Consider the following 11,486-nt stretch of genomic DNA (forward strand, 5'->3'; position numbering starts at 1 on the left):
GGGTGAGTGCCAAGGTCAGCACCAGGACGACCAAGGGCAGGCCGATCTTTGCATAGTCGCCGAAGCGATAGCCGCCGAGGGTTCCGACCATCGCATTCGCCGGCACCACCGGGGTCATGAAGGCGCTGGAGGCGGCCAGCGCGACGACGATCGCGAACGGATAGGGCGAGGCGCCGAGCTCGGCCGCGAGCGCCATCGCCAGCGGTGCCATCAGCACCGCCGTGGCGGCCGGGACGACGAACAGCCCGAGGGTCAGGGTCATCAGAAACAGCGTGGCCAGAATCAGATAAGGGCTCGCGCTGCCGAGCAGGCCGACCAGCGTATCGGCGGCGAGATCTATTCCGCCGGTGCGCTCCAGCGCCATCCCGAACGGCAGCATGCCGGCAATCAGCACCAGGGTGCGCAGGCTGATTGCGCGGTAGGCGCTGTCCAGATCGATGCAACGGAACAGCCCCATCAGCAGGCAGCCGATCAGTGCCGCATGCATCGCCGGCAACAGCTCCGACACCATCAGGCCGACCGTGATCGCCAACGCCAGCACGGCATAGGGCGCCTGCTTGGCCGCCGGCAGGATCTCGTCGAGCTCCTTCGGCAGGTTCGTCATGACCAAATCATGGTCTTGGCCGCGCAGCGTCTCGATCGCCGCCCAGGCGCCGACCAGCAGCAGGGTGTCGCCGGCCTGCAGCATCGCGTTCGCGCGCGCCTCGGCATCGAGCACGGCCAGACCGCGACGCAGACCGACCGCAACCAATCCACGCTGTAGTTGCACACCGGCATCCGTCAGGGTCTTGCCGAGCAGCCGCGAATCGGCCGGCAGCATGACCTCGGCCATGCCGATCGCCTGGGCACGGTCGGTGAAGTAGAGCCCGGACAGCGGCAGCGGCTCGAGGCCGAGCTCGGCGCACCGGGCATCGGCATCGCCGACCGGGTTTGCGCTGTCGAGCAGGAGGCCATCGCCTGCCGCAAGCTCGGTCTCGGCGCCGGGAGCGATGAGGCAGCCGCCGCGCGCCGGGCTGCGCTCCAGCGCGATCACCCGCCAGCCCCGATCCGGCGTCAGGCCAAGCGCGGCGAGCGACTGGCCGACCGCCGGTGATCCGGGTGCGACGCGGGCACGCCGTTCGCGCTCGGCGAGTTGGTAGCGCGCCACCCAGTCACCGAGTCGCGGCTTGGCCCCGGCGCGCTCGGCGGGTGCGGCGTCGGATCCCAGCCAGCGGCTGGCGATCATCATATAGAGCACGCCGAGGATCAGCACCGGAATACCGATCGGGGTCAGCGACAGGAAATCCAGCCCTTCCGCCCCGGTGCGGGTCAGCTCGTAGTTGACGATCAGGTTCGGGGCCGCGGCGACCAGGGTCAGCATGCCGCTGATCAGCGCAGCGAACGAGACCGGCATCAGCACCTGTGCCGGGGTCATGCCGGCATTGCGGGCAATCCGCAATGCCACGGGGATGAAGATGGCGACCACGCCGGTGGAGTACATCACCGAGCCCAACGCGCCGACAATCAGCATCAACAGCGCGACCAAACGCGCGGGCTGATTGCCGCCGCGGGTGACCAACCAGTCGCCGAGGCGTTGGGCGACGCCGGTGCGCGCCAGACCCTCGCCGATCACGAACATGGCCGCGATCAGGATGATGTTCGGATTGCTGAACCCGGATACCGCCTCGCGAGCGCTGATTACACCGGTGAGCGGCAGGGCCACCATCATCGACAGGCCGACCGCATCGGCGCGCGGACGGCCCAGCATGAACATCATGATGGCCCCGGCCAGGAGCACGAGCACCAGGATCAATTCAATAGACAAGGTGGCTCCTTCGTCAAGCTGCCGGCGACAGCGTGTCACTATATCAGGGACCCGTTGCAGCGAGCGACGGCAGGCGACTCCGTTCTAAGCTTTGGCGCGCGAAAAATGCGCTTTGAGGAACAATCAGGTTGCCATCCCTTCCCAACCAGGGCGCTACATCGCTAAGGTCGCATCGAGCGATTGTCGTGCGCCTGAACGCCACCGCCGAGAGTCGGCGGCGTTTCAACGGAAACGCGAGGTCGTGGTTGGGCCCGGCGTCCTGATGACACTGGCCTCGGATCCTCTCCAGCCTGTAACCTTGAGTTCACACCTAATGAGCAACGTTTGGGATATCGTTTATCTGGTCGCGTCCACCTTCTTATTCTTCGCCTATCTGATCATCCTCTTCCATATCGTTGTTGATCTATTCCGAGACCCTTGGCTGGGCGGGGGTTACAAGGCGCTATGGCTCATCGGCCTGCTGTTCCTGCCATTCGTGACGGCGTTCCTCTATGTCCTGGTCCGCGGCAAGGGCATGGGGACGCGGCAACGCTCCGCGCTCGAGCGAGCCAGGTCCGATGCCGATGCCTACATCCGGGAAGTGGCGCGAACATCTCCCGCCGATCAGATCGCCGCCGCGAAGGCGCTGCTCGACGCCGGCACCATCAACCAGGCCGAGTTCGACACGCTCAAGGGGAAAGCGCTCGCCTAGGCGCACCTCGCTTCTGATCGCTCGCGAATCGTCGCTTTCATGCGACGAACCCCGCTTACTGACGGCGGATTTTCAGATCATCAGGCCAAGCACGGAGGCTCTGGAGACCGCGGTGGTGGCAGGCCTGCGGTAGCAGTGTCGCTATTGACCCATCGACTTTTTCATCGCAGCACAAAGGCACGAGCGTCGATGGTCCGCAGCTACACCGTCGCCGTCGTCGGCCTCTTCGTGGGTCTACTCGTGTTGACGGACCTGGCGAGCCCGTCCATCACCGATCGGCATGCGACCCGCGTGTCCTTGGACCTCGCCGCCGACCCCCTTCTACGAACCGCGGAGAACCTCGCCATGCAAGAACGTCCGATCGACATCGTCATCATCGGCTCCGGCAGCGCCGGCCTCAATGCCATGGCCCAGGCGCGTGCCGCCGGTCGCTCCTTCGTGTTGATCAACGGGGGTGCGCCCGGCACCACCTGCGCGCGCATCGGCTGCATGCCGTCGAAGGTGATGATCCACATCGCCGAGGAGTATTACCGCCGCACCCACTTTGGCCAGTTCGGCATCGACGGCCACGACGGGCTCAGTATCGATCTCAGCGAGGCGATGAAGCACGTGCAGGAGCTGCGCGACGGCTTCGTCCAGGGCGTGGTGAGCCGCAGCACCGACAAGCTCCCGGACGACGTCTTCATCCAGGACTATGCGCGGCTCATCGAGCCCACGCTGGTGGAGGCCGCCGGCCAGCGCTTCCGCGCCCGGGCGGTCGTTATCGCCACAGGCTCGACGCCCATCGTGCCGGCGCCCTGGCGGCAGTTCGGCGATCGTGTCATCACCACCGACGAGGTCTTCGAGCTGCCGGACCTGCCGGCGAGCATGGCCATCATCGGCATGGGCACTATCGGTCTGGAGCTGGGCCAGAGCCTCGCGCGCATGGGCGTCGCCGTCACCGGCTTCGATCAGATCGAGCGGATCGCCGGCATCGCCGACCCGGAGGTCAACCGCGTCGCCATCGAGCTGATGCGCCAGGAGTTTGCCATCCATCTCGGCGCACCGGCGGCCCTGGCCGAGGCCGGCGCCAAGATCCGAGTCACGGCCGGCGAGCATGAGGTGCTGGTGGACAAGGTGCTCTCCAGCATCGGCCGGGCGCCGATGCTGCAGGGCCTGGGGCTGGAGGTGCTGGGGTTGCCGCTGGATGCCCGCGGCGTACCGCCCTTCGATCCCGCGACCATGCAGGTGGGTCACCTGCCGGTGTTCCTGTCCGGCGACGCCACCGGCGAGCGCCAGGTGCTGCACGAGGCCGCCGACGAGGGCAAGATCGCCGGCTACAACGCCGCCCATGTCGACCGGCCGCCGACGCGCTTCAAGCGCAAGACGCCGTTTTACGTCAACTTCTGCGATCCGAACATCATCGCCGTCGGCGCGCGCTTCGATCAGATCGACACCGGGCGCGCCGCGGTCAGCGAGGTGAGCTTTGCCACCGTCGGCCGCGCCCGGGCCATGGGCGCGGGGCGCGGCGTGCTGCGCGTCTACGCCGACAAGGCGAGCGGCCGGCTGCTCGGAGCCGAGATGATCGCGCCGCGCGGCGAACACCTGGGGCACCTGTTGGCCTGGAGCATCGAGCAGGGCATGACCGTCGGCGAGGTGCTGCGCATGCCCTTCTACCACCCGGTGATCGAGGGCGCGCTCAAGGCCGCGCTGAGCGACCTCTACGCCAAGATCGACACGAAAAACTCAGGCCCCGTCATCGAGGTCGCATCGGTGGACAAGTCCGCCTATGTCGCCTCCAAGCACGGCGTCATGGGCCTGACCCGGGCCGTCGCGCTGGAGACCGCCACCACCGGCGTCACCTGCAACGCCATTTGCCCCGGCTGGGTGCTGACCCCGCTGGTGCAGAAGCAGATCGATGCACTGGCCGAGCGCGAGGGACTCTCCAACGAAGACGCCAGCGTCAAGCTGCTCGGCGACAAGCAGCCGTCGCAGTCCTTCACCTCCCCGGAGCAGCTCGGTGCGCTGGCGGTCTATTTGTGCTCGGATGCCGCGTGCAACATGCGCGGCGTCGGCCTACCCGTAGACGGCGGCTGGCTGGCGCAGTAGCGGTGCACCGCATCCACCACGGACGAGACCCTACGACCAACAGGTCATCGTGAACCACGAATTGCCCTTGTGGTGGGTGATGTCGCGACGGTCAACCGAAGACCCTTGGAGGGTAGAGTGATGCAAGAGGGGCTTTCTTGGGACGCGCAAACGCTGCGCACGGCAATGGCGGCGAATCCTGCGATTCGCGTGATCGATGTCCGTTCCCCGGCGGAGTACGAGTCGGAACATATTCCCGGCTCCATCAATATTCCGATGAGCACGCTGGAAGAGCACGTCGGGCGCATACGGGAGGCGGTCAGCGATCCGATCGTCTTCGTCTGCCAGATGGGAGCGCGGGCGGAGAAGGCAAAGCAGATGACAGGAGCCGAGAGCGACGCTCGGGCTCTCGCCGACAGTGGTCTCGGACATGTGCATTTTCTCGCGGGCGGCCTGCGCGCCTGGGAGCAGGCCGGTGGCGACCTGAAGCGCGGACGGCGTGTGTGGAGCGCCGAGCGACAGGTCCGCTTCATGACAGGGTCAATCGTGGTGATCTCGATACTGCTGAGCGAATTTGTCCCGGCGCTGAAGTGGGTCGCGCTGTTCATCGGCCTCGGCCTGACATTTGCAGCCTGGACCAACTTCTGCGGCCTGGAGCAACTCCTGGCGCGCCTGCCTTGGAACCGAGCAACCAGACCCAGCCCGGACATCGTTGTCGAGCAACTGATCGCAGCATCGCGCCGGTCGGCTTGATCGCCGCGGCGATCATGCTGCTGTTCGGACTCTGGTGGCTGGGGCGGGTCGCCGCGCAGGCGCGCCGCCGCGGTGAGGGTTATCGCACGAGCGCTGAGTCGGTTGCGATCGGCGAGCCCTCGGGGAGCAACGCTCTCTCTGCGGTAGACCCTGCCGAGGACAGTCTGCTGCGCGAACGGGTGAGCACCACCGATGTGTTCGATCCGGCCGAGTGTGAGCACGGGCAGCGCAGCGCGCACCCGCCGCACTTCGCGTTGGCGGTGTTGCCGATGGTCATCGTCGTCCTCACCAACCTGCTGATGAGCCTGGTGGTGCTGCCGTGGCTCGATACGGCCTTCCTCGCCGAGGCCGCCTGGGGCGGCACGTCGTTGGCGTCGGTTGGCGGCATCTGGTCGGTGGCGACCGCGTTGCTGGCCGGCATCCTGACACTGATCGCCGTCAACCTCCGACGCCTGACCGCGCTGCGCGCGAGCATGAATGCCGGCGCCAATGCCTCGGTGCTGCCGGTCCTGAACACCGCGAGCATGGTCGGCTTCGGCGCGGTCATCGCTGCGCTGCCGGCGTTCGAGCTGGTCAGCGCCGCCTTCCTGTCGCTCGACGGAGGACCGCTGGTCTCGCTGGCGGTAGCGACGAACGTCATCGCCGGCATCACCGGCTCCGCATCCGGCGGGCTGATGATCACGCTGCAGGCACTCGGTGAAACCTATGCCGAGCTGGCGAGCGCGGCCGGGATCGATCCGGAGCTGATGCATCGGGTCGCCGCGATCGCCTCGGGCGGGCTTTCGAGCCTGCCGCACAACGGCGCCGTGGTCACGTTGCTGGCTATCGCTGGCGTCGGCCACAAGGGCAGTTATCGCGACATCGCGGTGGTGATGCTCGGCGGGACCCTGATCGCACTCGTCGCGATCATCGGCATCGGTCTGTTTTTCGGTTCTTTTTAGTGAAGGTGCGCCCGCCATGCGGAGCATGACCTGCGAGGCGGCGAGGCGGTGGAAGAGAACGACCTCGCGTCTGATCGGCCTCCATTCGTAGAGGTCTCCAGCCGCTTCCAATACGCCACCCGGCGGAGAACGACCAAGCTCTCGGCGATGATCGAGACCCATGGACGGCGAGGTCGATCGAGCAGCAGATCCGGTTACAATCGGAAGCCAGATGAATGTGTCAAAGGAGAGCCGAGGCGTGGTCGATTTCAGCACAGCGAAAGGATCCGGCATGCCCGCGCCGGCCGTGGGTCTGCTGTTTGCGTTTGGCTTGGCGTCGGGCGGCGCCTCATTCGCGCAGGGTTCGCCGCCGAGCATCGCCGATTGCGCGGCAATCCAAACCGATCAAGCGCGGCTCGCCTGTTACGATCGGGCCAGCGGGCGTCTTCCCGTCGCCGCGCAGACCTCCGGCGGAACGGTCCCGGAGCGGACCGCCATGGTTGCACCCGCGGCACCCGAGTCGGAGGGTGCCGCGCCGGGCGGGGTGGGGCGCCGAACCCCCGCCGAGACCTCGCTGATCGACAAGGCATGGGCCTTCGATCCGGGGTCGAGCGCTTACGACATCAGCTTCTACAACCCCAACTACCTGCTGATCGGCAATTACACCAGCCGCATCAACAACCGGCCTTTCTCGCCGCTCTTCGACGCCCTCGAAGCCGACGAGCAGGATCTGGACAACACCGAGGCGCGTTTTCAGCTCAGCTTCAAGTTCCGAGTGTGGACGACGGACGATCGACGCTGGGGAGTGTGGGCCGCTTACTCACAGATGAGCCAGTGGCAGGTCTACAACGAGAAGATCTCGCGTCCCTTTCGCGAAACCAACTACATGCCCGAGTTGATGGTCAGCTTCCGGCCGGATATCAGCTTCGGCGGTTTCGATTGGCGCCTGCTCAACGTCGGCTACAACCATCAATCCAACGGTCGATCCGACCCCATCTCGCGCAGTTGGGACCGCATCATTGCCTCGATCGGTATCGAAAGGGGCAATTTCGCGCTGGTCCTGCGGCCCTGGGTGCGTATCGACGAAGGCGATGCCGACGACGACAACCCCGACATCACGGACTACTACGGTTATGGCGACATTACGGCCTTCTACAAATGGCGCGATCACAGCTTCACCCTCATGGGTCGCGGCAATCCGAGCACCGACAAGGGCGCCGCTGAGTTGACCTGGATGTCGCCGCAGGTGCTCGGACCTTTGCGTGTCTATGTCCGAGCCTTCACCGGCTACGGCGACAGCCTGATCGACTACAACTGGAAGCAGAATACGATCGGGATCGGCATGGCGTTGAACGACATCCTCTGATAGGTCCGGCACGCGGACGGACGTCGCGTGCCGAATTGCCTACTCGCCTATGATGTCGCCGCGCTGCAGGCGCTCGTCGCGGACTACCTCAAGGCCGTCATCCACTATGAATACAACCGGTTGACTGGGCTGCCCGGTATCAAGGGCGCGAGCGGCGCGCCTTCGGCCGATGCCGCACTCGACGCTGTCCGGGACTATATCGCCGAGCGGAAGAGCGCGGGGGACTGGTCGAAACAGACCGGCGAAGGCATGCTCTCGGTCTATCGGGCGCTGCAACAGGCCCGCCAGAAGCGTCTGGCTCAGCGGGCCGCGATCTCGCTGCCGGTACTCGTGCTGGTCACGGCATTAGCGGGATCGAGACCCGTGTCGCCGTCGCTTGCTGCGACCTTCGACCGCGGCTACCATCCCCAGCCAGCTCCAGCCATCCCATGCCATCCAAATCAGTGTGGCCGACGTCCCCGGCATCCCCCGCCCGGTCGGCTCAAGACATGCAGCACCCATCGGGAGTCACCATGCAACGCATTTCGGGAATCTCAGTCATGATGCTCGCACTGGCACTCGCCGGGTGCGAGCAGGGCGCGGTGACGGCACCGGTCGCCGGTCCACCTCCGTCGGTCGGCGTGGCATCGGCAACCATGCGCGAGGTCACGCCCTCGATGGAGTTCGTCGCCCGTGTGGAGGCCACCGACTCGGTCGACCTGATCGCCCGGGTGAACGGGTTTCTTTTCTCGCGCGAGTTCGAGGAGGGGGCGACCGTTGAAGCGGGGCAGCTTCTGTTCCGCATCGAGCGCGAGCCCTTCGAGGCGATCGTGGCGGCGCGCCGCGCGGATGTGGAGCGCGCCGAGGCGACCCTCCTGAATGCCCGCCTGCAACGCGAGCGCATCGAGCCGTTGGTGGCGCGCAATGCCGCGGCCCAAGCCCAGCTCGACGAAGCGATTGCCGCCCAGCAGGAGGCGACCGCCGCCCGCAGCGCCGCTCTGGCAGCGCTGCAAAGCGCCGAGATCGACCTCGGATACACGGAGATCCGCGCCCCCTTCGAGGGCACCATCGGTCGCGCCAACTTCGCCGAAGGGGCCGTGGTGGGTCCCGCCTCCGGGCCGCTGGCCCGTCTGGTTCGGCTCGATCCCATCTTCGTCAACATCCCCATCACCGACCGCGCCATGTTGGCCGTGCGCCAAGCGCAGAGCTCGACCGACTTCGCGCCCTACCTGCGGCTGGCCGACGGCAGCATGCTCGAAGAGCCCGGCGTGTTTCAGTTCTTCGACCCCGAGGTGAACGCGACCACGGACACCGTGCGCGTGCGGGCGCTCTTCGACAACACCGACGGGGTGTTGTTGCCGGGTCAGTTCGTCACGGTGAAGGCGCGCGCGATGCAGCCCGAGCAGGCCCTGGTGATCCCGCAGGTGGCGGTTCAACAGGATCAGGCCGGCCGGCTGGTGCTGACCGTGAACGATGACTACCGCGTGCAAGTGACCCGGGTCACGCTCGGCGATCGCATCGACACCGACTGGATCGTGCTCTCCGGGCTCGAGGCGGGTCAGCAGGTGATCGTGGACGGCATCCAGAAGGCACGGCCTGGGATGATCGTGCAGCCGCTCCCGTCCGCGCTCTACACCGGAGACTGACCCCATGTTCTCCGCATTCTTCATCTCCCGCGCCCGCTTCGCGATGGTGATCTCGCTCGTCATCATCATCGCCGGCGTCATCGCCATCCGGGTGCTGCCGGTGGCGCAGTTCCCGGACATCGTCCCGCCGCAGGTCTCGGTGCAGGGCTTCTATCCCGGCGCCAACTCCGAGATCGTCGCCGAGACCGTCGCCGCGCCGATCGAGGCGGAGGTCAACGGCGTCGACGACATGCTCTACATGACCTCGACCAGCGACAACTCGGGGCGCTACCGGCTCGACGTCACCTTCGCGGTCGGCACCGACCCGGACATCGCCGCGGTCAACGTGCAGAACCGCGTCGCTCTGGCCCTGCCGACCTTGCCGAGCGAGGTGACCCAGCAGGGCGTGTCCGTGCGCAAGCAATCGACCAGCATGTTGCTGACGGTTAACCTGCTCTCGCCCGAGGGGACATTCGATCGCCTCTTCCTCTCCAATTACATGGAGATCAACATCCGTGACGCGCTCGCCCGCCTGCCCGGTGTGGGCGAGGCGAGCCAGTTCGGTCCGCTCGACTACGCGATGCGCATCTGGCTCGACCCGCAGGTGATGACCTCGCTCGGGGTGTCCGAGGCCGAGGTGGTGGATGCGATCCGTCGCCAGAACCTTCAGGCCGCCGCCGGGCGGCTCGGGGCGCCGCCCGACAACGAAGGGCGCGCCTTCACCTACACACTCCAGGCCAAGGGGCGGCTGACGACACCCGAGGAGTTCGATCGCATCCTGGTGCGCACCAACCCGGACGGCTCGGTGATCCGCCTGGCCGACGTTGCACGCATCGAGCTCGGCGCCCAGACCTACGACGCCAACGCCTGGATCGACGGCGTGCCCACCGCCGCCCTCGGCATCTATCTCGCACCGGGCGCCAATGCGCTCGAGACCGCCGACCTGGTCTACGCGACCCTGGACCAGCTGGCGGAGCGTTTCCCGGACGATCTGGAATACGACATCTACTACGACACCACCGACTTCGTGCGCATCAGCATGCGCAACGTGGTCATCACGCTCCTGCAGGCGCTCTCGCTGGTCATCCTGGTGACCTACGCCTTCCTCGGGGACTGGCGCTCGACCCTGATCCCGGTGCTGGCGATCCCGGGGTCGATCATCGGGACTTTCGCGATCCTGCTGGCCGCGGGCCTGTCGATCAACACCGTCTCGATGTTCGCCATTATCCTAGCGATCGGGATCGTCGTGGACGACGCCATCGTCGTGGTCGAGAACACCCAGCGCCTCATCGACGAGGAGAAGCTCAGCGCCAAGGAGGCGGCCAAGCGTGCGATGCAGCAGGTCACGGGGCCCGTCATCGCAACCACCCTGGTGCTCTACGCCGTCTTCGTGCCGACCGCCTTCCTGCCCGGCATCACCGGCCAGCTCTATCTGCAGTTCGCCGTGACCATCTCGGTCGCGGTGACCCTGTCCTCGCTCATCGCGCTGACTCTGAGTCCGGCACTCTGCGGTCTGCTGCTGCGTCCCTCGCGCGAGCCGCGCGGTCCGCTGCGCTGGTTCTTCAACTTCCTGGACTGGAGCCGCGACGGTTATGCGCGCAGCGTCGCCTCGCTCGGGCGGCGCTCGTTCATCGCGGTGCTCATCATCGCCGCCTCTATGGCCGGCACGGTCTGGCTCTTCGAGAAGGTTCCGACCGGATTCATCCCGAACGAGGACACCGGCTACTTCTTCATCGACGTCTCCCTGCCCGACGCCTCCTCCATCGACCGCACGGGCGCGGTCCTGCAAGAGGTGCAGCAACTGCTCGCGGCCGAGGAGGAGATCGACCATGTCTTGACCGTGGCCGGCTTCAGCCTGCTGGCCGGGGTTCGCTCGAGCGGCGGTCTGGCCATCGCCGTGCTCAAGCACTGGGACGACCGACCGGGGGCGCAGAGCACCTCCGATGCCGTGCTCGCGCGCGTCTGTCCAGCCGAAGCTTCTGGCGCTTCCCCAGGCGACCGTCTTTGCCTTCGCCGCCCCGCCGATCCAGGGCCTGGGTACCGCCGGCGGCATCGAGATGGAGTTGTTGGATCTGGCCGGGCGTCCGCCGGACGAGCTGGCGCAGGCGCTGCAGGGCTTCATCATCAACACCAACGAGAACCCCGAGATCCAACGCGCCTTCTCGACCTTCAGCGCCCAGACGCCGCAGTTGTTCCTCGACATCGACCGCGAGAAGGCCGAGACGCTGGGCGTGCGCCTGTCCGATCTCTTCGTGACCCTGCAGGCGAATCTCGGCTCGCT

At 66.5% G+C, this 11,486-nt stretch carries 9 protein-coding genes and 1 pseudogene; 9 read left to right on the forward strand and 1 reads right to left on the reverse strand.

What is annotated here, in order from left to right; translation table 11 throughout:
• Positions 1 to 1,804 (reverse strand): SLC13 family permease (locus GPT33_RS13405; RefSeq protein WP_296809736.1); only part of this gene is annotated, 1,804 nt, incomplete at its 3' end.
• A 313-nt stretch (positions 1,805 to 2,117) separates the two neighbouring features.
• Here GPT33_RS13405 and GPT33_RS13410 point away from each other — a divergent pair.
• The 9 genes and pseudogenes from GPT33_RS13410 to GPT33_RS13450 form a co-directional block, all read left to right on the forward strand.
• A complete protein-coding gene (locus GPT33_RS13410) occupies positions 2,118 to 2,495 on the forward strand; it encodes an SHOCT domain-containing protein (RefSeq protein ID WP_296809737.1) in 378 nt (125 codons plus the stop codon).
• Between the two features lie 297 nt (positions 2,496 to 2,792).
• Positions 2,793 to 4,583 carry a dihydrolipoyl dehydrogenase gene (locus GPT33_RS13415; protein WP_296809739.1) on the forward strand — a complete coding sequence of 597 codons (1,791 nt, stop codon included), beginning with the start codon at positions 2,793 to 2,795 and terminating at the stop codon, positions 4,581 to 4,583.
• Positions 4,584 to 4,703: 120 nt separating this feature from the next.
• On the forward strand, positions 4,704 to 5,315 hold the full coding sequence (locus tag GPT33_RS13420) for a rhodanese-like domain-containing protein (protein ID WP_296809741.1): 612 nt from the start codon (positions 4,704 to 4,706) through the stop codon (positions 5,313 to 5,315).
• Positions 5,312 to 6,256: a hypothetical protein gene (locus tag GPT33_RS13425; protein WP_296809743.1), complete on the forward strand. Its 945-nt coding sequence runs from the start codon at positions 5,312 to 5,314 to the stop codon at positions 6,254 to 6,256. The genes GPT33_RS13420 and GPT33_RS13425 overlap by 4 nt, the downstream gene beginning before the upstream one ends.
• Positions 6,257 to 6,467: 211 nt before the next feature.
• Positions 6,468 to 7,601, forward strand: coding sequence for a phospholipase A (locus tag GPT33_RS13430; RefSeq protein ID WP_296809745.1), 1,134 nt, complete (start codon positions 6,468 to 6,470; stop codon positions 7,599 to 7,601).
• Between the two features lie 27 nt (positions 7,602 to 7,628).
• Entirely contained in the window at positions 7,629 to 8,144 is a 516-nt protein-coding gene (locus tag GPT33_RS13435) for a hypothetical protein (RefSeq protein ID WP_296809747.1), read from the forward strand.
• Positions 8,141 to 9,226 carry an efflux RND transporter periplasmic adaptor subunit gene (locus tag GPT33_RS13440; protein ID WP_296809749.1) on the forward strand — a complete coding sequence of 362 codons (1,086 nt, stop codon included), beginning with the start codon at positions 8,141 to 8,143 and terminating at the stop codon, positions 9,224 to 9,226. Before GPT33_RS13435 ends, GPT33_RS13440 begins: the two co-directional genes overlap by 4 nt.
• 43 nt (positions 9,227 to 9,269) lie before the next feature.
• Positions 9,270 to 11,105 (forward strand): annotated as a pseudogene (locus tag GPT33_RS13445) (efflux RND transporter permease subunit); the annotation flags it as partial.
• A gap of 43 nt (positions 11,106 to 11,148) precedes the next feature.
• Positions 11,149 to 11,486: efflux RND transporter permease subunit (locus tag GPT33_RS13450; protein ID WP_296809752.1), on the forward strand; the 338-nt coding region annotated here is incomplete at its 3' end.

Source organism: Thiocapsa sp., assembly GCF_011390875.1.
Classification (GTDB): domain Bacteria; phylum Pseudomonadota; class Gammaproteobacteria; order Chromatiales; family Chromatiaceae; genus Thiocapsa.

Coding starts and splice junctions, on each gene's coding strand:
- GPT33_RS13410 (WP_296809737.1), top strand. CDS start 2,118: ATGAGCAACGTTTGGGATATCGTTTATCTGGTCGCGTCCACCTTCTTA.
- GPT33_RS13420 (WP_296809741.1), top strand. CDS start 4,704: ATGCAAGAGGGGCTTTCTTGGGACGCGCAAACGCTGCGCACGGCAATG.
- GPT33_RS13430 (WP_296809745.1), top strand. CDS start 6,468: ATGAATGTGTCAAAGGAGAGCCGAGGCGTGGTCGATTTCAGCACAGCG.
- GPT33_RS13440 (WP_296809749.1), top strand. CDS start 8,141: ATGATGCTCGCACTGGCACTCGCCGGGTGCGAGCAGGGCGCGGTGACG.